Annotated in this window: 19 protein-coding genes and 1 riboswitch; of the genes, 4 read left to right on the forward strand and 15 right to left on the reverse strand. The window is 69.0% G+C overall.

All coding sequences use genetic code 11. The features are described from left to right. Window positions 1–425 precede the first annotated feature (425 nt). A complete protein-coding gene (locus LRF89_RS10800) occupies window positions 426–935 on the reverse strand; it encodes a hypothetical protein (RefSeq protein WP_238637091.1) in 510 nt (169 codons plus the stop codon). Window positions 936–1,423: 488 nt separating this feature from the next. Here LRF89_RS10800 and LRF89_RS10805 point away from each other — a divergent pair, with 488 nt between their 5' ends. Next, window positions 1,424–2,584 (forward strand): hypothetical protein, encoded by a 1,161-nt coding sequence (locus LRF89_RS10805; protein WP_238637092.1) that lies wholly within the window; start codon window positions 1,424–1,426, stop codon window positions 2,582–2,584. A 112-nt stretch (window positions 2,585–2,696) separates the two neighbouring features. On the opposite strand, the gene LRF89_RS10810 is transcribed toward LRF89_RS10805, so the two are convergent. After that, entirely contained in the window at window positions 2,697–3,725 is a 1,029-nt protein-coding gene (locus LRF89_RS10810; RefSeq protein WP_238637093.1) for a Wzz/FepE/Etk N-terminal domain-containing protein, read from the reverse strand. 175 nt (window positions 3,726–3,900) lie between these two features. Between LRF89_RS10810 and LRF89_RS10815 the strand changes: the two genes are divergently transcribed. Further along, window positions 3,901–4,503, forward strand: coding sequence for a hypothetical protein (locus tag LRF89_RS10815; protein WP_238637094.1), 603 nt, complete (start codon window positions 3,901–3,903; stop codon window positions 4,501–4,503). 146 nt (window positions 4,504–4,649) lie between these two features. Here the strand turns inward: LRF89_RS10815 and LRF89_RS10820 are convergent, their stop codons facing one another. Genes LRF89_RS10820 through LRF89_RS10855 form a run of 8 tightly spaced genes read right to left on the reverse strand, consistent with a single transcriptional unit; the run spans window position 4,650 to window position 15,316 of the window. Continuing rightward, window positions 4,650–5,765 carry a glycosyltransferase family 4 protein gene (locus LRF89_RS10820; RefSeq protein WP_238637095.1) on the reverse strand — a complete coding sequence of 372 codons (1,116 nt, stop codon included), beginning with the start codon at window positions 5,763–5,765 and terminating at the stop codon, window positions 4,650–4,652. A gap of 53 nt (window positions 5,766–5,818) precedes the next feature. Beyond that, a complete protein-coding gene (gene atzF / locus LRF89_RS10825) occupies window positions 5,819–7,609 on the reverse strand; it encodes an allophanate hydrolase (RefSeq protein ID WP_238637096.1) in 1,791 nt (596 codons plus the stop codon). Further along, complete coding sequence (gene uca / locus LRF89_RS10830) at window positions 7,606–11,208, reverse strand: urea carboxylase (protein ID WP_238637097.1); 3,603 nt, start codon at window positions 11,206–11,208, stop codon at window positions 7,606–7,608. Before uca ends, atzF begins: the two co-directional genes overlap by 4 nt. 5 nt (window positions 11,209–11,213) lie before the next feature. Then, entirely contained in the window at window positions 11,214–11,855 is a 642-nt protein-coding gene (locus LRF89_RS10835) for an urea amidolyase associated protein UAAP2 (protein WP_370641514.1), read from the reverse strand. 14 nt (window positions 11,856–11,869) lie between these two features. Further along, window positions 11,870–12,607, reverse strand: a complete 738-nt coding sequence (locus LRF89_RS10840; protein ID WP_238637099.1) for an urea amidolyase associated protein UAAP1 — start codon at window positions 12,605–12,607, stop codon at window positions 11,870–11,872. After that, entirely contained in the window at window positions 12,604–13,344 is a 741-nt protein-coding gene (locus LRF89_RS10845) for an ATP-binding cassette domain-containing protein (protein ID WP_201173464.1), read from the reverse strand. The genes LRF89_RS10840 and LRF89_RS10845 overlap by 4 nt, the downstream gene beginning before the upstream one ends. Further along, window positions 13,341–14,165: an ABC transporter permease gene (locus LRF89_RS10850; RefSeq protein ID WP_201173456.1), complete on the reverse strand. Its 825-nt coding sequence runs from the start codon at window positions 14,163–14,165 to the stop codon at window positions 13,341–13,343. The genes LRF89_RS10845 and LRF89_RS10850 overlap by 4 nt, the downstream gene beginning before the upstream one ends. Window positions 14,166–14,224: 59 nt before the next feature. Continuing rightward, entirely contained in the window at window positions 14,225–15,316 is a 1,092-nt protein-coding gene (locus LRF89_RS10855) for a putative urea ABC transporter substrate-binding protein (protein WP_238637100.1), read from the reverse strand. Between the two features lie 53 nt (window positions 15,317–15,369). After that, a riboswitch (guanidine-I (ykkC/yxkD leader) is annotated at window positions 15,370–15,472 on the reverse strand. A 339-nt stretch (window positions 15,473–15,811) separates the two neighbouring features. Here LRF89_RS10855 and LRF89_RS10860 point away from each other — a divergent pair. Then, complete coding sequence (locus LRF89_RS10860) at window positions 15,812–17,272, forward strand: RtcB family protein (protein ID WP_201243081.1); 1,461 nt, start codon at window positions 15,812–15,814, stop codon at window positions 17,270–17,272. Between the two features lie 16 nt (window positions 17,273–17,288). Here the strand turns inward: LRF89_RS10860 and cysN are convergent, their stop codons facing one another. From cysN to LRF89_RS10875, 3 genes are all read right to left on the reverse strand, one after another. Further along, entirely contained in the window at window positions 17,289–19,202 is a 1,914-nt protein-coding gene (gene cysN, locus LRF89_RS10865) for a sulfate adenylyltransferase subunit CysN (protein WP_201173448.1), read from the reverse strand. 2 nt (window positions 19,203–19,204) lie between these two features. Beyond that, complete coding sequence (gene cysD, locus LRF89_RS10870; protein ID WP_207190396.1) at window positions 19,205–20,119, reverse strand: sulfate adenylyltransferase subunit CysD; 915 nt, start codon at window positions 20,117–20,119, stop codon at window positions 19,205–19,207. 192 nt (window positions 20,120–20,311) lie between these two features. After that, window positions 20,312–20,689: an MbcA/ParS/Xre antitoxin family protein gene (locus tag LRF89_RS10875; protein ID WP_238637101.1), complete on the reverse strand. Its 378-nt coding sequence runs from the start codon at window positions 20,687–20,689 to the stop codon at window positions 20,312–20,314. 160 nt (window positions 20,690–20,849) lie between these two features. Between LRF89_RS10875 and LRF89_RS10880 the strand changes: the two genes are divergently transcribed. Then, window positions 20,850–21,089 (forward strand): hypothetical protein, encoded by a 240-nt coding sequence (locus tag LRF89_RS10880; protein ID WP_238637102.1) that lies wholly within the window; start codon window positions 20,850–20,852, stop codon window positions 21,087–21,089. Window positions 21,090–21,148: 59 nt separating this feature from the next. On the opposite strand, the gene LRF89_RS10885 is transcribed toward LRF89_RS10880, so the two are convergent. After that, window positions 21,149–21,583 (reverse strand): Fic family protein, encoded by a 435-nt coding sequence (locus tag LRF89_RS10885; protein WP_238637103.1) that lies wholly within the window; start codon window positions 21,581–21,583, stop codon window positions 21,149–21,151. A 64-nt stretch (window positions 21,584–21,647) separates the two neighbouring features. After that, window positions 21,648–21,908, reverse strand: a complete 261-nt coding sequence (locus tag LRF89_RS10890) for a Fic/DOC family N-terminal domain-containing protein (protein WP_238637104.1) — start codon at window positions 21,906–21,908, stop codon at window positions 21,648–21,650. Window positions 21,909–22,113: the final 205 nt, after the last annotated feature.

The raw sequence follows: 22,113 nt of genomic DNA on the forward strand, positions 1-22,113 counted from the left end.
GGGGAGCCGATCCCCGGCGAGGTGGGCTTCGAGGAAGACGCCGAGCGCTGAGTGAGGCCGTACACGGGTGGGTCTGGTCTCGTGGCCACGCCTTTGGTCATTGGCCTTGGCTAGTCGAGATGGTCATCCGGCGTTGACCCGCCGGCATTTTTTCGAAGAGGTGCTATCGCTGCCGTCGGGCTCGGCTAACAGGCGCGATTCCCGGCGTCGGTGGGCCGATGTTCCTCGCTCGTCAGCAGTTTTGTGCGCGGCGTTGGAACGCGGAGGTTTCAGCGACGGTTTGCATTGTGCTTGGTGTGCCCCAATGGGGCATAGCTTTCAGCCCAAGGCAAGTTCGCCGTGAAGCTCAGTGCGGTCAAGGACGAGGCAGCGCTAGAGCCCCTACCGTTTGTCTCCTCGTACCCGGGGGCGCCGAGTCCGTGGTTTCATTGACCGAGTCGGGCCATGACCTGCCGTGTGAGATTGGCCGCATCATGGTTCATGGCGGGCATCCGGTCGGCGTCGTGCTCAAGGAGGAGGATGCGGACACCTTCCACGGTGGCTTCCAGAGCCTGGAGTCGTTGGGTTGCTGTTCTCAGTGCGGCCACGGCCTGACGGCGCACGGGCTCGCAGAGGCTGTGGTTCTCGCTGATGGACTCGTGAAGTGAGCGCAGCACCGCGACCGTCCCCTGGAGAATCGCTGCGGCCTCGATAAGATACGAGGCGCTCGCCCCGTAGGCGTCGAGGGTCTCTGATCCCCGATGAGCGGCGATGCGCTGTTGGAGTCGATAGCCGCGACCCTCGAGGCGCTGGAGAACGTGGGTGGCGGTGTGCTCGAGCTCTTCGGGGCTGCGCAGCGCGTCGGTGACGGCCTGACAGCCGTGGTGGATCTCACCGCTCCAGTGGGCGCAGTGCGACTCGAGTTCCGTAGAGCTGGTGATCCCGTTCTCTTCCATGGGCTCGCTTGGGGGCGGATTCCTTGTTCTGGTGCCCTGTTTTACCCGCCAGGGCGCACTTTCCTGACATCAAGATCAGGTTACGACAAAGGCCTGACGGAACCAAGGGGAATGAGCAACGTGCGGTCAGGTACGAGGGGAGAATGAAGCCACTTGAGACCGGTGACCAGGTTGTTTCCGGTTCGGCATGGGGTGGCAGCTGGTACCCACTCTGGCTGGCCAAAAGGGCCACGAGAGTTGAACCGCCTGGGGCGTATGGTCTACACGAGTGTATTAAAGGGCGAGCTTGGCGAGGGCTGAGCGGCGCGCTTTAGTGTGGGCTTGCCGCCGGCAACATGGAACGAGCTAGCGGCGCTGGGCGCGTGATCGAACACGGCTACGGGGGCGTTGCCCCTCGTGGTTCAAGGAAGCCCCGCGGCTGAAGGGTCCGGGGCTGGCAGGGAGCCTGCCGCAGGGCAGGCCGCGTGTCATAGCAATGGAGGTGTGATATGACTCGTGAGCTTTGGGAGGAACTGGGTGTTGATTCGCTGTTCTACGAGCAGATGGTGACCCCGGCTCTTGGTGAGGATCCAGAGTACCGGGAACTGGTCAAGCAGGCATATGTGGCCCGGGGGGAACTCAGTTCGTCCGAGGCGAGCCTGGAGACGATGCACGAGGGCGAGGCTCGCGTGCAGTGGTGGGTTGATCAGCTGGAGGCCGGTTCGGTGGATCCGGATCACCTGCTTGGAGAGATGCTCGCGCAGGTGCAGGAAGGCGGTGACGGGCTGTCGACGGATCCGCAGGTGGTCGAATTTCGCGAGGACATGGCCGATCACCTGCAGGAGGTGATCGAAGAGGAGGGCGACTGGACCAGCCTCTTGTGGACGGCGTGGGACTTTCGCTGGGAGGAGTACCCGGCGCAGGAGGTCGCGCTTCCGGACTATGAGCCGGGGATGGTGGATGAGGATCCCGAGGCCTGGTCGCTGTTCACGGAGTGGTATCGAAGCCGCTGGCAGGAGCTCGATGAGCTCGGCGCCGAGGATGCGGGCTTTGTCACGGCGGATGTTGATTTCGAGGGCACGCTTGAGGAACTCGCCGCGGCGGATCCGGAGCCTGACTATGAGGGCGTGAGCGCAACGCGCCTGGGTTTTTTTGATGAGGGTGACTGGTTCCTGCACGAGGATGGCTGGGGCGAAGAGGAGTGGTCGCTACATGTGACACGTGGCCACGACGGCTTTGCGGCCGGCGATGTGATCGAGCTCACCCGTGACGACGGTGAGTCGATCGAGGTGGTCAGCGAGGGCGGTGGTGCGCAGGAGCTGGCCAGTGCTTTCAACGACGTCTTCGAGCAGGAGGCAGCGGAGGATCCTGATGCCTCGGACGATGGCGCCTGGGCGTGGACGGAGGAGGCGGATGAGCTGACGATCGAGTTCATCCCCGACGACGGCGAGTGGTCGCTGGATCTCACGCAGTTCGAAGCGTTGCGCTTGGAGACGGCCGGGGGTGAGCTCTACGAGCTCACCGAGTTGCCGGCGGCCTCGTTGCCCGAGGTCCACGCGGAGACCTTCGATGCTTGGCGCGATGAGCTCGCTGAGGCCGGCTGGCCGGAGAATCCGCAGCAGGTGCAGGGCAATCCGTGGCTGCCCCCTCCGGATGAAGGCGGCCTGTAAGAGGAAAGCCACGGGCCGGCCCTGAGACCGGGGCCGGCTGGTTTTTTACCTGTGCATAGAGTCAAGGATTCAGAGGGGAAGCGAGTGGTGCGTTCTGCCGCGATCTGTTCGACTATTGCGCGACTCCTCCTGCAACTTCGCGGGCATGGGCCAGAAACTCCCGGAAGAAGGCGCCGAAGATCCCCAGCATCCCGCCGAGCACCGCGGACAGGGCCATGATCAGGCTGGCGCCCGCGTCCTGCATATCGCCTTCCGCAGCGGTGGCAGGCGCGTCAGGGGCCTGGAGGTCGGCCAGCCTATCCTCAAGTTCCGCCTTGTCGATGCTCAGCCTCTGGACCGTCTCCCGGCGTTCCGTGCGCAGTTCGCTAATGACCCGCTGTAGTTCGCGCACTTCCGAGTTGGCCATCGAGAGGTCCTCGCGTACTGTTTCCAGTCGGATACGCAGTAAATCCTCGGACTGTTCCGCAAGGTTCTCGTCTTCCAGATCCTCCTGCAGACGGCCCCGCGCCTCCTGCAGCCGCTCACGCTCGGCGCGGGCGCGTTCCAGTTCATCGCGGGTCGCAGCGAGGTCCTCTTCGATCCCGGAAACCTCCGACGCCAGGCGCTCCTCCACTTGCTCGAGGTCACGCTCAAACCGGGAGCGGTTCCGGTCGTAAGCGGATTCTTGTGTCGACAGGAACCAGTCCCGGGCCGCGCCGTGGAGGGCCTCTACCCGGGGCAGGCGATCCTCGCTGACACTGCTCTCCAGGATTAGCAGCCGTGAGCCTTCAACGTGGGTCAGCTCAATGGACGGTGCCCCCACCTCGTGCTCCGCCTCAAACCGCCTTTTAAGCTCCGGCAGCACCACGCGCTCTAGGCGGGCCACGACAGCGTCGGAGGAGATCAGCGGGTCCTCATCCTTGGCGGCGAACTCCAGCGTGGTGGTGTAGGCCTGGCTCGGTTTCTGCAGCAGGGCGTAGGTGGTGCCCAGCGCGAAGACGATCAGAGCGATGCCGAACAGCCACCAGCGCCGCCGCACCAGAACCAGCCACAGGTCGACCAGGCTGATCTCGTCATCCGGGACCCGTCGTGACTCCTCCGGGAAGTTTGCATCGCCGCGGTGGCTGGGAGGCCGGGTGCCGGGGGTGTTTTGTTCGTTCATGGGCCTTGGTGGGATCGGGCGTCAGGGATATGCGCGGAAGCTACAACGAACGGCCGCTAACAGCAAGGCGATCAGGTTTACTTCCGGTCGGATCGTGCCCTCAGGATTCCCGCTGGCCCGCCGATACGCCGGTTAGCAAGCTGACTGACCGAACCCGGCGAAGAAGGAGCCCCTCATGCGTCCTCGCAGCATCCGCTCTTTTCTGTTGGCCGCCGTGTTGGCCCTGGCGCCGGCTGCGGGGATGGCGGGGGTCAACTACAACTGGGTCCAGGTGGGTTATTCGGTGACCGATTACGGGTTCTCCGAAGACTTCGAAGGTGTTGATCTGCGCGCCTCCGCCTGGCTACACCGCCATGTATTTGTGGAGGGTCTCTATCGCCATCAGGATGCGCGTATCGGGCATTCTCGGTCCGAAACGCACGCGGAATACGGCGCCATCGCCCTCGGTTTCCGCTACGGGGTCACTCGGGAGGCCGACATCTACGTCGCGCCGGCCCTGGAGTACGCGGATCGTCAGGGGGTTAGCAGCGAGTACGAGCTTGGGGCACGGATCGGTTTCCGACAGCGGCTGAACCGCCTGGAGGTCGGGCTTGAGGCGCGGTCCCTGTTCACCGGGGACGAGGGGGATACGCTTCTGGATGACGCCAGCGGTACCACGGTCAATGCGCTGTTCCATGTGAGCCGCGACGCGGCCCTGTTCGTCGAGTACGACAATACCGACTACGGCGCGCGGGACACCATGGAGACCCTGACGGTCGGCGGTCGGGCGAACTTCTAAGCCGCTCGGCGTTCTACCCGCTGATCGGCGAGCGCATCCGAGGAGCACGACGAGATGATCGACGCCCCGGAGGGCGGCGGGAGCCGCTGAGGACCGTACACAGGGCGGCGTCGGGGCGCAGCGGCCCCGGCGCCTGCCCGCCGGGCTCAGTGCGCCGGGCGCTCCTCGCGTGCGCCCAGGACGTCGGCGTAGAGGGCCAGGGTCTCGCGGGCGGTGCGCTCGACGGTAAAACGCGTGGCGATGCGCTCGTGGGCTGCCGCGCCCATCCGCGCGCGCAGCTCGGCATCCGCGACTAGGTCGTGCAGGGCCTCGCCCAGGGCGGCCACGTCGCCTGCCGGGGTCACCCGGCCGCTGACGCCGTCCTCCACCAGCTCCGGATTCCCGCCGGAGTCCGAGACCACCGCCGGGATCCCCTGCGCCATGGCCTCGATGATCGCCCGCGGCAGCCCCTCGCGGCGTAACGAGGGCAGGGTGGCGATGTCGAAGGCGCCGGCGATCTTCGGCGCGTCGGCCCGGAAGCCGGTGATGCGGATCCGCTCCGCCGCCGGGCTGGCCGCCGCCGCCTGTTCGATGGCCGGGTACTCGATGGGCCCGATCAGCACCAGGTGGGCGTTGTGTTCGGTGGGGATCTGCTCGAAGGCGCGGATCAGCTCGACGATGCCCTTGCGTTTTTTCATCCGCGCCACGCAGCCGATCACCGGCGCGCCCCCGGGGATGGCGAGATCGGCCGGTCGCTGGGCGTCGGGCTGCTGATACCAGGCCGGGCGGTGGCCCTTGTGGATGGTCACCACCCGCTCCGGGCGGAAGAGCCGGGTCCCGGGCAGGAAGGGCTTATCCAGAAAGTACTGGCGGATCGCCTCGCAGACGCAGACGATGCGCTCGATGCGCGGGTCGAGGAACGAGAGCCAGGAGAACGGATCCCAGTAGCTGAGGTTGCCGATGATCCCCCGGTAGGCCACCACCGGCAGCCGCGGTAGACCCATGGCCGCCAGGTTGTAGTTGGTCAGGGCGATCTTGTAGTAGGCGTGCACCAGGTCAAAGGTGCGCTCCCGCCGCAGGCGGCGCAGCATGGCGATGGCCGCGCGGTCGGCCTTGCTGCGCATGCGCACCGGGATGACCTCCAGCCCGGCCGCCTCGAAGCGGCTGCGCATGGGCGCATCGGGCTGGCAGACGATGGTCGGCACCACGCCGTGGCTGGCCATCTCGATGACGCTCTCGCTCTCGGCGCGGTCGGTGGTGTCGAACAGATACAGGACTCGCACGGCAGGCCCTTCGGCGTCTGCGGGTGGTTGAACGCCGGCATGGTACCACCGCCTCAGCCGCCCACGTAGCGCCGCCAGCCGCCCAGGTGGGTGATCTCCTCGGCGCCCTCGAGCCCGGCGGCCTCACACAGAAAGCCCGGGATCCAGCGCCCGTCGGCCAGTTCCACCCGGCCGATGCCCAGCGGCGCGGGGATGCCGGCGATGAAGGCGCCCACTTCCTGGGCCGGCAGGCTCCACACCTCCACCTCGATGGCGCTGCCCTCCCGCCGGTCGCGGATCAGTCCGGGGCGCTGCGGCGCCTCGCCGGGCAGGGCGTAGAGCCGGTAGCGGGGCGCCGTCTGCATGGTGGCCAGCAGGCGGCCGCGGCGCTCGGTGAGCTGGTGATTCAGTGCCAGGCCGCTCAGGTGGGCGCCGCAGACGGCCAGCTCCACGGCGTGCCCCGGGTCGGGGGGCGGCGGCTCGCTCGGCGGCAGCGGCCGGCCGGTGGCGCCCAGGGTGTCGACGCCGGTCTGATGGAGCTGTGCCGCCAGGCCGAGCAGGTCGGTGTCGTAGAAGGCCGGGGCGAAGAGGGTGACCCCGAAGGGCAGGCCCTCGTCCTGGAATCCGGCGGGCACGGCCACGGCGCTGCAGTCGAGCAGGTTCATGAAGTTGGTGTAGTAGCCCAGCTCGCTGTTGCGGGCCACGGGCTCGGCGGCCACCGCCGCCTGGCTGGGGAGGGTGCCGGCGGTGGGCGTGATGGCCAGATCCACTTGCTGCCAGGCCGCCTCGGCCTGGCGGCGCAGGGCCTGCAGGCGGTAGGCCGCGGCGAAGGCGTCGGCGGCCCGGGGTTCGCTGCCGGCGCCGATGATCGTGCGGGTGACCGCCAGCAGGCTCTCCGGCTGGCGGTCGATGAAGGCGCGGATGGCGGCGTAGCGCTCGGCCACCCAGGGGCCCTCGTAGAGCAGCCGCGCGGCCTCGAGGAAGGGGCTGAAGTCCAGCTCCACCGGCACGCCGCCGAGCGCCTGCAGGCGCGCAACGGCCCGTTCGAAGAGCGCCGGCGTGTGCGCGTTGCCGAAGAAGGCGCGCTGCTCGGCCGGGGGTACGGCGAAGCGGAAGCCGTGGGCCGGGATCCGCCCTGGCCCCAGGGTCGGCGGCTGATCCGCGCGGGCGTAGGGGTCGGCGTCGTCGTAGGCGCCAGCCACGGCGAGGATCCGCCCCGCGTCGGCGGCGGTGCCGGCAAAGATCGAGACCGCATCGAGGCTGCGACACGCCGGGACCACGCCGCGGGTGCTCAGCCGCCCGCAGGTGGGCTTGAGGCCGATGAGGTTGTTGAACGCCGCCGGCACCCGGCCCGAGCCGGCGGTGTCCGTGCCCAGGGCGAAGGGGACCTGGCCGAGGGCGACGGCCAGCGCCGAGCCGGAGCTGGAGCCGCCGGCGACGTAGTACCGGTGAAAGGCGTTGGGGCAGGCGCCGTAGGGCGAGCGCGTGCCCACCAGGCCGGTGGCGAACTGATCCAGGTTGGTCTTGCCCAGGGGCACCGCCCCGGCGTCGATCAGCCGCTGGACGACGAAGGCGGACTCCGCCGGGGTGTAGGCGTAGTCCGGGCAGCCGGCGGTGGTCGGCACGCCGGCCAGGTCGATGTTGTCCTTGATGGCGAAGGGGATGCCGTAGAGCGGCAGCGACGCCGGGTCGAGCCCCTCCAGACGGTCCAGGTAGGGGGCCAGCTGCGCCGCGTCCAGCACGTGAATCCAGGTGTGGTGGGTGTCGGCCAGGGCGGCGGCCCGGGCCCGGTGCAGTTCGCTGCGCGGATCCAGGGTGCCGTCGCGGTAGGCGGCCAGCCGTTCGGTTACGGTCAGCGGGGTCATGGCGTGCTCCCGTCGCGGCTCAGGGTCAGGAGGGTCTGCCCCGGGGCCACCTGGGCCCCTTCGCTGCACAGCAGGCGGCGGACCGTGCCGTCCTGTTCGGCGCAGATGGGGATCTCCATCTTCATCGATTCGAGCACCAGCAGGGTCTGGCCGGCCTCCACGCGTTCGCCCTCGCGCACCTGCAGCGACCACAGGTTGGCGTGGACGTGCCCGGTGACGGCCTGCTCGTCGGCGGCGAGTTCGACGCCCTCGTTGGCGGGCGGCGGCGGTTCGCTCTCGGCGTCGTAATCCGCCTGGCCGTTGGCGATCCAGCGCTGGCGCTCGGCCTCGAAGGCCTCCTGCTGGCGGGTCTTGAACGCCTCGATGGAGCCCTGGTGCTCGGTGAGAAAGCGGTTGTAGCGCTGCAGCGAGAAGGTGGTCTCCTCGATCTCCAGGGCCAGGCCGCCGCGGGGGAAGGCGTCGCGCATCTCCAGGAGCTCCGCCTCGCTCACCTCATAGAAGCGGATCTGGTCGAAGAAGCGCAGCAGCCACGGCTTCTCGAAGGCCGGGGTGACGTGGTAGCGGTTCCAGATCTGCAGCGTCCGGCCCACGAACTGGTAGCCGCCGGGCCCCTCCATGCCGTAGATGCACAGGTACGAGCCGCCGATGCCCACCGCGTTCTCCGGCGTCCAGGTCCGCGCCGGGTTGTACTTGGTGGTCACCAGTCGGTGACGCGGGTCCACCGGTGTGGCCAGGGGCGCGGAGAGGTAGACGTCGCCCAGGCCCATGACCAGGTAGGAGGCGTCGAAGACCGTCCGCTTGACCGCGGCCTCGTCGGGCAGGCCGTTGATGCGCCGGATGAACTCGATGTTGTTCGGGCACCAGGGGGCGTCGGCGCGCACCGACTGCATGTATTTCTCCGTGGCCAGGCGGGTCTGGGAGTCGTCCCAGGCCAGGGGGAGGTGGACGATGCGCGAGGGCATCTCGGCCTCGGAGAGATCGCGCAGCTCGCCCTCGGCCTGCTCGAGGATCGCCACCAGCCGCTCCTGGGGCAGGCGCCGGGGCTCGTAGTGGATCTGCAGGCTGCGCACGCCGGGGGTGAGTTCGAGGATCCCCGGGATAGCCTGCTCGGTCAGCCACTCGAGCAGGGCCTGGACGCGAAAGCGCAGGTTCAAATCGAGCACGATGGGGCCGTACTCCACCAGCAGGTAGCGCTCGCCGGCGCTGCGGTAGGTCACCGAGACCGGGGTCGTCCCCGCGTTCGCCGGGGCGCGGGCCGGATCGACCCGACCCGGGTTGGTGGCGGGCAGGGGCGGGTCGGCCGGCTGGCCGGCGGCGATGGCCGCTTCCTGCGCCTCGGCCAGGTGCTGCCCGGTGGCGGCGTCGACGGCCTGGAAGCGGACCCGGTCGCCGGGGCGCAGCTGCCCCACCTTCCAAAGGTCGGCGCTGACGATGGTCGCCGGGCAGACGAAACCGCCCAGGCTCGGCCCGTCGGGGCCGAGGATCACCGGCATGTCGCCGGTGAAATCCACCGTGCCGATGGCGTAGGCGTTGTCGTGGATGTTCGACGGGTGCAGGCCGGCCTCGCCGCCGTCCGCTCGCGCCCACTCGGGCTTGGGTCCGATCAGGCGCACGCCGGTGCGGCTGGAGTTGTAGTGGACCTGCCAGGCGGTGGTGAAGAAGCGCTCGATGTCCGCCTCGGTGAAGAAATCCGGCGCGCCGTGGGGGCCGTAGACCGCGCGCACGGTCCACTCGGTGGCGTGGGCGGGGATGGCCTCGGCGGGCAGAGGGGTCGGCGGGTGCTCCGGCGCCGGGCCGAGGTGCAGCACATCGCCGGTCTGCAGGGCGCGGCCGCCGTGGCCGCCCATGCGCCCCAGGGTGAAGGTGGCGCGGCTGCCCAGGTGGCGGGGGACGTCGATGCCGCCGCGCACGAGCAGATAGGTACGCACCCCGGGGCCCTCGGCGGTGCCCAGGCGCAGCCGCGCTCCGGCCGGGACGCTCACCGCCTGCCAGAACGGCACCGGGGCGCCGTCGAGCTCGGCGGCCATGGCTGCGCCGGTCAGGGCGATGGTGGCCTCGGTGTGGAAGCGCAGGTCGGCCCCGCTGGCGGTCATCTCCAGCCCGGCGGCCTGCTCGGCGTTGCCGACGATCCGATTGCCCAGGCGGAAGGCCAGCGCGTCCATGGGGCCCGAGGGCGGGACGCCGACCTCCCAGTAGCCCACGCGCCCGGGCCAGTCCTGCACCGTGGTCTGGGTGCCCGGCTGGAGGACGTCGATGCTCGCCGGCTGGTAGGCGAAGGTGTCCAGGTAGCGGGTGGTGGCCCGTCCGGCGGCGAAGGTGGCGTCGGCGGCGATGGCGCGCAGGTAGGGCAGGTTGGTCTCGACGCCGTGCAGGGCGGTCTCGGCCAGGGCCTTGCGCAGGCGCGTCAGGGCGTCGGCCCGGTCGGTGCCGTGGACGATGAGCTTGGCGATCATCGGGTCGTAGTGCGGGGTGATCGTACTGCCGCCCTCGACCCAGGTCTCGATGCGGGCCGTCTCCGGGAAGCGGACCTCGGTCAGCAGTCCGGTGCACGGCTGGAAGCCCTTGCCGGGGTCCTCGGCGTAGACCCGCGCCTGGATGGCGTGGCCGCGGGGCGCGGGGCGGCGGGCGGCGAGGTCGGTCAGGGTGCCGGCGGCGGCCTCGAGCATCCACGCCACCAGGTCGATGCCGGTGACCGCCTCGGTGACGCCGTGCTCGACCTGCAGCCGGGTGTTCATCTCCAGGAAGTAGAAGGCGCCGGTGTCGGCGTCGAGGATGTACTCCACGGTCCCGGCACTGCGGTAGGCGACCTGGCGGCCCAGCCGCTCGGCGGCGTCGAGCAGGGCCTGGCGGATCTCCGCATCCAGGCCCGGGGCGGGGGTCTCCTCGACCACCTTCTGGTTGCGCCGCTGCAGTGAGCAGTCGCGCTCGCCCAGGGCGATGACGGTGCCCTGCCCGTCGCCGAAGAGCTGCACCTCGATATGGCGGCCGTGCTCGACGTACTTCTCCAGAAAAAGGCCGTCGTTGGAGAAGTTGTTCGCCGACAGGCGGCGCACCGAGTCGTAGGCCTCTTGCAGCGCGGCCGCGTCGTGGCAGAGCTGCATGCCGATCCCGCCGCCGCCGGCGGTGCTTTTGAGCATCACCGGGTAGCCGATCCGCTCGGCCTCGGCCACTGCCTCGGTCACACTGCCCAGCAGCCCGGTGCCGGGCAGCATCGGTACGTCGCTGGCCTCGGCCAGGGCGCGGGCGGTGTGCTTGAGGCCGAAGTCGCGCATCTGCTGCGGCGTCGGGCCGATGAAGGCGATCCCCGCTGCCTCGCACGCCTCGGCGAAGGCGTCGTTCTCCGACAGGAAGCCGTAGCCCGGGTGGATGGCCTCGGCGCCGGTCTGCCGCGCGGCGGCGAGGATGGCCTCGTGGTTGAGGTACGACTCGGCGGCACTCGCCGGGCCGATGCACATGGCCTCGTCGGCCTGGCGCACGTGCAGGGAGTGGCGGTCGGCCTCGGAGTGGACGGCCACCGAGGCGATGCCCAGCCGGCGCAGGGTACGCAGGATCCGGCAGGCGATGGCGCCGCGGTTGGCGATCAGGACCTTGCTGAACATGGCGGTCACTTCCAGACGATCATCTCGAGGGGGGTGGGGTTGTAGTCGCTGCACGGGTTGTTGAGCTGCGGGCAGTTGGAGAGCAGGACGAGGACGTCCATCTCGGCGCGCATCTCGACGTACTTGCCCGGCCCGGAGAGGCCGTCCTGGAAGCTCAGGCCGCCCTCGGGGGTCAGCGGGACGTTCATGAAGAAGTTGATGTTCGGGCCGATATCCCGCTTGCCCAGGCCGTAGTCGCTCTCGGCCAGGGCGATGAGGAAGTTGTCCCGGCAGTTGTGCATCGGTTTCTTGTCCAGGGCGTAGCGCACCTGGTTCGACTCCGCCGCGCAGGCCCCGCCCAGGGTGTCGTGGCGTCCGCAGGTGTCGGCGGTGATGGTCAGCATCGGCCGCCCGGCGGTGGAGCGCAGGCAGCTGCCGGTGCTCAGGTAGGCATTGCCCTGCTCGCGGACGGTGTCCACGGCGCTGTAGCGCTCCCCGCGCGGGTTGTGGAGGTTGTAGAAGAGGGTGTCGGCGGCCTGGTTGCCCTCCAGGTCGACGATGCGCAGGGTCTGTCCGCGGCGCAGCTCCCCCAGCCACGGCTCGCCGGCGGGGACGGTGACGCGGGAGAGGGCGTCGCAGGGATCGAGGGGGCTCTCGACGAGGTTCATGCCGGTCATGGCGCTTACTCCTGGCTGTGGTAGGCGGCGGTGTTGGCGTAGGCGCGGGCGTTCTCGGGGTGGCTGACCAGGCACGGATCCTCCGCCGCCACCGGCTCCGCCCGATAGACGGTCAGATCCACCGCGCCGGGGGCGTAGTCCGGGCCCGGGGCCATGGGGTGGGGGGCGGTCTGCAGGATGATCAGGGTGTCCATCTCCGCGCGCAGGTCCACGCAGGCGCCGGCGTGGCTGTGTCCGGGGCGGTAGCGCAGGTTGCCCGCCTCATCCGCCTGGACCTTGCTGAAGAAGTTCACGTTGGGGAGCAGATCGGCGCGCCCCAGCCCCCATTTGGCCAGCTCGATGAGAAAGAGCTCGCGGCCGCTGCGGTGGAAGTCGTTGAGCCGCTCCTGGTAGCGGGCCTGGCCGTAGGTGCCGCGCACCGCATCGGCGTCGCTGATGCCGCCGATCGGGTCGTGCCAGTCGAGGCTGTCGGCGGTGATCGAGAGCATCACCCGGCCCATGTCCGAGTAGAGCATGTGGCCGGCGGTCAGCCGCGCGGTGTGCTGCCCCTTGAGGGTGTCCGGGGCGTTGTAGCGCTCGAGCAGGTTGTGCGGGTTGTAGAGCAGCACCGCGGCGTTGGCGGTGCCATCGACGTCGGTCAGGCGCAGGGCGAAGCCGCGCCGGAGGATCAGCGAGGCGTAGCGGGCGCCCGGCACGTGCTCCTGGTAGACGATGCGCTCCGGGGGCAGCGAGGGGGTGCTCATGGGGAATCCTCCGCGTTGCGGTCGAGGGGGATGTCGTAGGTGATCTGGGCCCCGTAGGCCTCGGGGGCGTGGGGGTCGTGGCGGACCTTGTCGAAGACGAGCAGCCGGCTGCCGAGGGTGAAGCCCTCCTGCAGGTCGTGGGTGACCATGAAGACGGTGACCCCGGTGCGCTGCCACAGGCTTTGCACCAGGGCGTGCATGTCCTGCCGGATGCCCGGGTCGAGGGCGCCAAAGGGCTCGTCGAGGAGCAGCACCCGGGGGTTCTTGATCAGGGTCTGGGCGATGGCCAGCCGCTGCTGCATGCCCCCGGAGAGTTCCGGCGGGTACTTGTCCAGGGCCTGCTCCAGGCCCACCGACTCGAGCGCGGCCACCGCCTCGGCCCGGGCGTTGCGCCGTGCGGCACCGAAGAGCCGCCCCAGCCACGGGGCGCCGGCCAGCTCCAGGCCGAGGAGCACGTTCTGCACGGCGGTCAGGTGCGGGAAGACCGAGTAGCGCTGGAAGACCACCCCGCGGTCCGGACCGGGCTCGCCGGGCAGTGGGGCCTCGTCCATGAGCAGGCGGCCGCGGCTCGGCGCCTCCTCGCCGAGGAGCATCTTGAGGAAGGTGGTCTTGCCGCAGCCCGAGGCCCCCACCAGGGTGACGAAGGAGCCGGCGGCGACCTCCAGCGAGAGGTTCTCCAGGACGACGTCTTGGCCGTAGGACTTCCAGACGTTCTCCAGGCGGATGGTGGCACTCATGAGCGGGCGCTCCTTCCGGCATACCAGGGGAAGAGCCAGCGATTGACGCCGCGCAGGGTCAGATCGATGAGGAAGGCGAGCAGGGTGATCCACGCCACGTAGGGGAGGATCGTCTCCATGTCCAGGTAGCGCCGGACCAGGAAGATCCGGTAGCCGAGCCCCTCGGTGGCGGCGATCGCCTCCGAGGCGATGAGAAAGAGCCACGCGGCGCCGAGGCTCAGCCGTGTGGCGTCGATCAGCCGCGGCAGGGTCTGCGGCAGGACCACCCGCAGCACGATCTGCCAGGTGGAGGCGCCCAGGGTCTGCGCCTTGATCAGCTGCTCGCGGGGCAGCTCTTCGACCCGCTGCTGGAGGTCGCGCATGATGAACGGCGCGATGCCGAAGACGATCAGCATCACCTTGGCCAGCTCGCCGACGCCGAAGGCGATGAACAGGATGGGCAGGACCGCCAGCGGTGGGATCATGGCCACGGCGGTGACGAAGGGGGAGAAGGTGCGCCGGGCGTAGGGCAGCGAGCCGTTGAGGATGCCGACCAGCAGGCCGGCGGCGGCCGCCAGGGCCACGCCGAGCCCGAGCCGGGTCAGGCTGGCGCCGGTGTCCAGCCACAGCAGCACCTCGCCGGTGCGCCGGCTCTGCTCTGTGGCCAGGCGCAGGAAGGACTCGGTCAGGGTGATCAGCGACGGCAGCACCGGGTCGTTGGGGTTCTCGGCCAGGCGCTGGGACGATGCGATGGTGTAGGCGACCAGGGCGAGGACGAAGGGGAGCATCGCCAAGGCGACCCCTCCCACCCGGCCCGGGTGGCGGTTGATCAGGCGTTTCATGGATGACGCTCCTGCTGCCGATGGGGCCCGGGGCGGGCTGATCCGCCCCGGGCGGGGCGTTACAGCTCGCCTTCAGCGGCCTTGCGCATGAAGCGGTCGGTGAAGCGCAACTGGACGTTGGCCTCATCGCCCAGGGTGGAGCCGTCGGCCAGCTCGATGCCGACGAAGTCGGGGCTGGGGGCACGCTCGCCGAGCAGCCCGTGCTTGTAGGCGAACTGGCGGACGTTCTCCATGGTCTCGGCAGGCTGTTCGCTGGTGACGAAGTCCACCGCCTCGGCGGGGTCGTAGAAGAAGGTGGTGGAGGCGAGCTGCGCCTCGTAGCCGGCCAGATCGGTGCCGGCCGCCTCGGCCATGGCGGTGCGGGCAGCCTCACCGTCGGCATCGTCGCCGGACATGACGTCCATGATCTCGTACCAGGCCCCGGTCAGTGCCTTGCCAAGCTCCGGGTGCTCTTCCAGCACCTCGGTGCGCACGCCGAGCAGGTCGATGATCTCGCCGGGGATGTCCGAGGAGTCGAAGACCACGTGGGCGTCCTCGTGGTTGCGGATCTCCCCCAGTTGCGGGTTCCAGGCCACGGCGGCGCGGACGTCGTCCGAGCTGAAGGCACCGACGATGTCGGCATCGGCGGTGTTGACCACCTGCACGTCCCGCTCGCTCAGCCCCACCGAGTCCAGGGCACGGGCCAGCAGGTAGTGGGAGACGGACAGCTCCACCAGGTGGATGCGCTGCCCTTCGACGTCGGCCAGGTCGTCGGTCCCTTTCAGTACCAGGCCGTCGTTGCCGTCGGAGAAGTCGCCGGCGATCAGCGCGGTGGTGTCGACACCGCTGGCCGCCGGGATGGTCAGGGCGTCCATGTTGGTCAGGGTCACGCCGTCGAAGGAACCGGCGGTGTAGAGGTTGATCGACTCGATGTAGTCGTTGATCTGGACCACATCGATGTCGATGTCGTACTTGTCCGCCCACTTGTCGACGATGCCCTCGGCCTCGCCGAAGTCCCAGGGCATCCAGCCGACGTAGATGCTCCAGGCGATGCGGAAGGAGTCGCGTTCATCCGCCGAGGCGGCCAGGGGCAGTGCGGCGGTGCTAAACAGGGCCGCGGCGGCACACAGGTGGGTGAGTCGTTGGCGCAGGGGGTGCTGGTTGCGGCTCATGGGATCTCTCCCTCGGGGTTGCCGTTGGGTACAAAGCGGGAGCATCGATCGCGATCTCCCGGGCTTTTGTCCCTCCGTGTAACCCCCCTGAGAGAGGTCGGCGACTCTCGGACCAGGCCCCGCGGATGTGCGGACGGAACCCTAGTCGCCCTTTTGGCCAGATTGTCTGCGGTGACGCGTCGGGCCGGATCCTCCGAGCCGTAGCCCTTCGCGGTCGATACTGCCGCTGCCTGTACCACAAGCAAGACGCGGGCCAGGTCGGCGAGGCATGGGGAAACAGTCAGTTACGGGCCGAGGCAGCCGGGTCGTCCCGGTCAGCCCGGTCCGCGCGCCCGATGCGGGGGCACCACCCCGGGGCGAATGCACCGCCATGGTGCGCGCCCGAGGGTCTAACCTTGCGGAGGGGGGAGGACGAGGCTGGCCGGGCATGCGACCTTGGGGGCTGGGATCGGCCCGGGATCACGGGGCACGGCAGCAACCGTTGAGGAGGCGGGCATGGCGAAACACATCGAGGCTACCGATGGCCTGGTGCTGGAACGGCTCAACGGGTGCCGCTGGCGGCTGCCGCGGCAGGGGCGCATGCAGGTCGACGGGCTGATCTTCGCCAGCGACGCCCTGATCGAGGATATCCGCGACACCGAGGCCGTCCGCCAGGTGGCCAACGTGGCCTGCCTGCCCGGGGTGGTGGGTCGTTCCATCGGCATGCCGGATATCCACTGGGGGTTCGGTTTTCCCATCGGCGGCGTGGCGGCCTTCGATCCGGCACAGGGGGGCGTGATCTCGCCCGGAGGTGTGGGCTACGACATCAACTGTGGGGTCCGGTTGTTGCGCACGCCCCTGCGTGCCGAGGAGCTCGGCACCCACTTGCCGCGCCTGATGGATCGGCTCTTCGAGCGCATTCCGGCCGGCGTGGGGCGGGGGTACAGCGATACCCTGCTGCGCAACCGGGACATGCGCCGGCTGCTGCGCGAGGGGGCGGAGTGGGCCGTCGAGGTGGGGCTGGGCGAGCCCGCGGACCTGGGGCGGATCGAGGACGGTGGCCGGCTGCCCGGTGCGGACCCCGAGGCGGTCAGCGATCGGGCCATCCAGCGCGGCCGGGATCAGGTGGGCACCGTCGGTTCCGGCAACCACTTCATCGAGATCGGCTGCGTCGACGCCGTCTACGACGAGCCCGCTGCCCGGCGCCTGGGGCTGGAGGCGGGGACGCTGACCGTGCTCATCCACTCTGGCTCGCGCGGGCTCGGCCACCAGGTCTGTGATGACTTCCTGGTGACCATGGAGCGGATCACCGGGCGCAACAGCATCGAGCTGCCCGACCGACAGCTGGCCTGTGCGCCGCTGAGCTGCTCCGCCGCCCGGGATTACCTGGGGGCCATGCAGGCCGCCGCCAACTTCGCCTACGTCAACCGCCAGGCCATGACCCAGCAAGTGCGCCAGGTCTTCGCCGAGGTCCTCGGCGAGACCGCACACCTGGAGCTGGTCTACGACGTCTCGCACAACATCGCCAAGTTCGAGCGCCATCGGATCGACGGCGAGGAGCGCGAGCTGTGCGTCCACCGCAAGGGGGCCACCCGCGCCTTCCCGCCGGGGCATCCGGAGCTGCCCGAGGACCTGCGCGGGCTGGGGCAGCCGGTGCTGTTGCCCGGCGACATGACCCGCTACTCCTACGTCCTGCTCGGTACCCAGGGTGCCTACGCCGAGACCTTCGGCTCCTGCGCCCACGGCGCCGGGCGCCGGCTAAGCCGCCGTCAGGCCAAGCGGGCGGCCAAGGGGCGGGACCTGGATGCCGAGCTGGCCGCCGCCGGCATCGAGGTGCGCGCCTCGTCGCGGGATACGGTGGCCGAGGAGCTGGCCGAGGCCTACAAGGACGTGGCCGACGTGGTGGACGTGGTCGCCCACGCCGGCATCGGCCGCCGGGTGGCCCGGCTGCGTCCGCTCGGCGTGCTCAAAGGGTAGGTAGGCGCGGGGCGGGCTAGCGCAGCACCCCGCGCTCCTCCAGGGCGGCAAGGATCCGGCGAACCGAGGTCTCCAGATCCTCCGCCACCGTATCGACGTGGACCTCGGGCTGCTCCGGCGCCTCGTAGGGGATGTCCACGCCTGGCAGCCCCTGGATCTCGCCGGCGTCGGCGCGGGTGTAGAGGCCGTCCAAGTCCGCAGCGCGGCACGCCTCGATGGGGGCGTCCACGTACACCTCGATGAACTCGCCGGGCTCCACCCGCTCGCGGACCATGGCGCGGTCGTCGCGGTAGGGCGAGAGGCTGGCGCAGACGGTGATCAGCCCGGCGTCGACGAACATGGTGGCCGTCTCGGCGATGCGGCGGATGTTCTCGGCCCGGGCGTCCCGGCTGAAGTCCAGGTCGTGGCTCAGGCCGTGGCGGACGTTGCCGGCGTCGATCAGGTAGCTGTGGTAGCCGCGGCGAAACAGTGCCTGCTCCAGGGCGTTGGCCAGGCTCGACTTGCCCGAGCCGGACAGGCCGGTGAGCCAGACGATGCACGGCCGCTGGCCCTTCTGCCCGGCGCGCTGGGCCTTGCTCAGCGCCAGCTGGCGGCGCGGCACGTCGGTCTCGGCGCCGGCGGCCTCGGTGGCGGCGCGGGTGACCATGCCGGCGCCGACGGTGTGCAGGCTCATCCGGTCGATGACGATGAACGCGCCGGTGTTGGCGATCTCCTCGTAGGGGTCGAACGGCACCCGCGCCGAGAGCTGGACGCGGCACAGGCCGATCTCGTTGAGCCCGAGTTCCTCCGCTTGGTGGTGCTCGAGGGTGTTGACGTCGATGCGGTGGTGGATGCGCTCGACCACCGCCGGGACGGTGGCCGTGCCCAGCTTGATGTCGTACTGGCGTCCGGGCAGCAGGGGTTGTTCGGCCATCCACACGATGCGCGCATCCAGGGTGTCGTCCACCGTCGCCGGTCGCCGTGGGCTGGCGAGGACGTCGCCGCGGGAGATATCGATCTCGTCGGCCAGCGTGACGGTCACCGACTGCGGCGGGAAGGCCACGTCTAGGTCGCCGTCGTAGGTGACCACGCGCTCCACGCGGCTGCGCAGCCCGGAGGGTAGGGCGACGACCTCATCACCGGGGCGGACCGTGCCGGCGGCCAGGGTGCCGGCGAAGCCGCGGAAGTCGTGGGAGGGGCGGATCACGGTCTGCACCGGCAGGCGCAGATCACGCAGGTTACGGTCGGCCTTGGCCTCGATCGTCTCCAGAAATTCCATTAGCGTCGGGCCGTCGTACCACGGCATCTGCTCGCTGCGGTGGACGACGTTGTCGCCCTTGAGCGCGGACAGCGGCACGCAGCGCACGTCGGGGATGCCGAGCCGGCGCGCGAAGGCCGTGTACTCGTCACGGATGCGCTCGAATGCGCCCTGATCCCAGTCGACCAGGTCCATCTTGTTGATGGCCAGCACGACGTGGCGGATGCCCAGCAGCGCGCAGATGTAGCTGTGCCGGCGGGTCTGCACCTGCACCCCGTGGCGGGCGTCGACCAGGATCACCGCCAGCTGCGCCGTCGAGGCACCGGTGGCCATGTTGCGGGTGTACTGCTCGTGGCCCGGGGTGTCGGCGATGATGAACTTGCGCTTGTCGGTGGAGAAGTAGCGGTAGGCGACGTCGATGGTGATGCCCTGCTCGCGCTCGGATTGCAGGCCATCGACGAGCAGCGCCAGGTCCACGTCGTCGCCGGTGGTGCCGTAGCGACTCGAGTCCTGGCGTACCGCGGCCAGCTGGTCCTCGTAGACCAGCGCCGAGTCGTGGAGCAGCCGCCCGATGAAGGTGCTCTTGCCGTCGTCCACCGAGCCGCAGGTGATAAAACGCAGCAGATCCTTGTGCTCGTGCTGCTTGAGATAGGCTTCGATGTCGGTGGCGATCAGATCGGAGGCGTGGGACATGATCAGAAATACCCCTGGCGTTTTTTCTCTTCCATCGACCCCGCCGAGTCGTGGTCGATGACCCGCCCCTGCCGCTCGGAGGTGCGGGTGAGCAGCATCTCCTGGATGATCTCCGGCAGGGTATCGGCCTCGGAGCGGATCGCGCCGGTGAGCGGGTAGCAGCCGAGGGTGCGGAAGCGGACCTTCTCGTAGCGCGGCTGCTCGCCTTCCTCCAGCGGCATGCGCTCGTCGTCGACCATGATCAGGGTGCCGTCGCGCTCGACCACCGGGCGCTCGGCGGCGTAGTAGAGGGGGACGATGGGGATGTCCTCCAGGTAGATGTACTGCCAGATATCCAGCTCCGTCCAGTTGGACAGGGGGAAGATGCGCATGCTCTCGCCCTTGTGGACGCGGCCGTTGTAGAGCTGCCAGAGCTCCGGGCGCTGCCCCTTGGGGTCCCAGCGGTGGTGGCGGTCGCGGAAGGAGTAGACGCGCTCCTTGGCGCGGGATTTCTCCTCGTCGCGGCGGGCGCCGCCGAAGGCCGCATCGAAGCGGTGCCGGTCCATCGCCTGCTTGAGCGACTGGGTCTTCATGACGTCGGTATGCACCTTGGAGCCGTGGCTGAACGGCCCGATGCCCTGCTCGACGCCCTCCTGGTTGATGTGGACGATCAGTTCCATGCCCGACTCGCGCGCCATGCGGTCACGGAAGGCGATCATCTCGCGGAACTTCCAGGTGGTGTCCACGTGCATCAGGGGGAAGGGCGGCTTGCCCGGGTAGAACGCCTTGAGCGCCAGGCGCAGCATCACCGAGGAGTCCTTGCCGATGGAGTAGAGCATCACCGGGTTGTCGAACTCCGCGGCGACCTCGCGGATGATGTGGATGCTCTCCGCCTCAAGCTCCTTGAGGTGGGTGAGCCGTGCCTCGCTGATCTCCATACCCTTGATCACCTGACCGAAAGCCCGCGTTGGCCGAGCATTGTAAAGGATCGCTCGGCGGTCGCGTCAGAGCCGATGGCCATGTCCTTACGGTGTCCGTTCCGGCTCAGCGTGTCGCGTCGTCTATCCGGCCGGGCCGGGCATCTGGAAGACGGTCTTCGGTGTGGAGTGTCAGCGTTGGAGGCATGACGTTCAAAGCACGGCACGGTGGGCATCAAGATAGTCGACGACTTCCACGAGGCCGTCCACGTGCTGAATCCTGGTTGACGGTACACAACCCAGATCGTGATTGGGGTGTTGCATCCACTGGCGCATGACCCGCTCGTCGCCAGCGCAAATCGCCCCGAGGGACCTCGCCTCCCGGACAAGCAGCAGGCTCAGCTCCCACGCCTTGGTGCCGGGCTGGAGGTGGTAGGCCCTCCTTTGCATCCGCGAGACGGTCGACGCACTCACGCCAATCACTTCGGCGAGCTGGCGGTTGGACAAACCGAGGAGATCGGCGGCGTTGGTCACGGCTTCGGTCAGGACACGGCGGTCCGGGTCGGCTTCTTGCGGCGCTTGGGTAGCCATGGCTGGCGTCTCTTCGGTCGTTTCTGTAAACAATGAGAAAAAATAGTGTCTGAGGAAAGTAGACGCTCGGCAAGTGGGCCCCGGCTCAGGGGACTTCCCGGCCGGCGCGCGGTGTGCCAAGTTTTGATGCAGGATCAGGTCAGAAACAGGAGAGGCCGTCATGACCGTGCTCGCACGCAAGACGGAGTGGAACGAGGTGCGCCTGCCGCCGGAGATCGCCGGGCAGTTCTCGGATGTCGATTACTTCGAGGTGGTGGTGACCCGCAAGGGCCGGCTGCTGCTCTCGCCGGTGAACCCGCAGGAGAAAGAGGAGCGGGTCAAGGAGGAGATCCAGGAGCTCGGCGTCGCCGAGGACGATCTGCGCGCCGCGGCTGCTGCGCTGCTGGGCCGGCGCGGGTGAGTGCGGCTATACGAGGGCTTGCGAGGTCGCGGTAACCGGGTCTGGCCCGGGGTGGTTGCTCACAAGGGATCGGCGCCTTCATTGAGGATCTGGATGTACCGCTCGTAGGCGAACACCCGGTCGCGGCGCCGCCCGGTCACCTCCCGGAGGATGCCCAGGCGTTCCAGCGCCTCGACCGCCCGCGCAGCTGTCGGGTAGGCCACCCCGCTACGCTGGGCGAGATCATTGATCGAGGCCAGCGGTCGGGTGCCGAGGGCATGGTGAACGCGCAAGGTATTGGCGGCGGCGCGTCCCAGTCCCTCCACCCTTTGCTGATCTTCTCGGAAGACGCCCAGCAGTCGGTGCGCCGTCTCTACCGCTCCGTTGGCGGTGGTCAGAACGCCCTCCAGGAAGAAATCGAGCCACGCTTCCCAGTCGCCGTCACGGCGCGTCACGTCGAGCAGCCGATAGTACTCATCGCGGTGCTGCTTGAAGTACAGACTGAGATACAGCAAGGGCTGGTTGAGGATTCCTTCCTGATGAAGGATAAGGGCGATGAGCAGCCGCCCGATCCGCCCGTTACCGTGTTCCCTCGATCTGGCTGGAGACCACCGCCTCGCGACGGACGTACGCGTATAGGAAGAGTTCCGGCTCCGGGAGCAGTGCGGTGATGGCGTCCAGACGCCCGCAAGCCAACAGCGCCTGATCGTGCAGCCGCCCGCGTGCTCCCTTCAGGTCCGGAGGGGGCTGCGGGGGCAGTGCTGAGGGGATGAACGCCCACGCCTCCTCGTTGGCGGCGGAGGAAACTCGAACGTAGCTACCGGTGGGCCCGCGCTGCATGCTTGTTCTCACGAGTGTGAATAGCCCTGAAGAATATTATCATTTCGGCGCCTATGTGTTAGTAGACGCCGGGGTTCCAGGGGGTGGCGATGGGAGCACGGGGCACTGCGGCTGCTGCGCCGGCGTTCTTAATCCCTGTGTCGGTGGGTGGTAATGTGGATCCCACGGAGGTTTCGGTGCTGGTCGCGACGCCATCTGTCGTCGC

Origin of the sequence: Halorhodospira sp. 9621 (assembly GCF_022228055.1) — a bacterium.
GTDB classification, from domain to species: Bacteria; Pseudomonadota; Gammaproteobacteria; order Nitrococcales; family Halorhodospiraceae; genus Halorhodospira; species Halorhodospira halophila_A.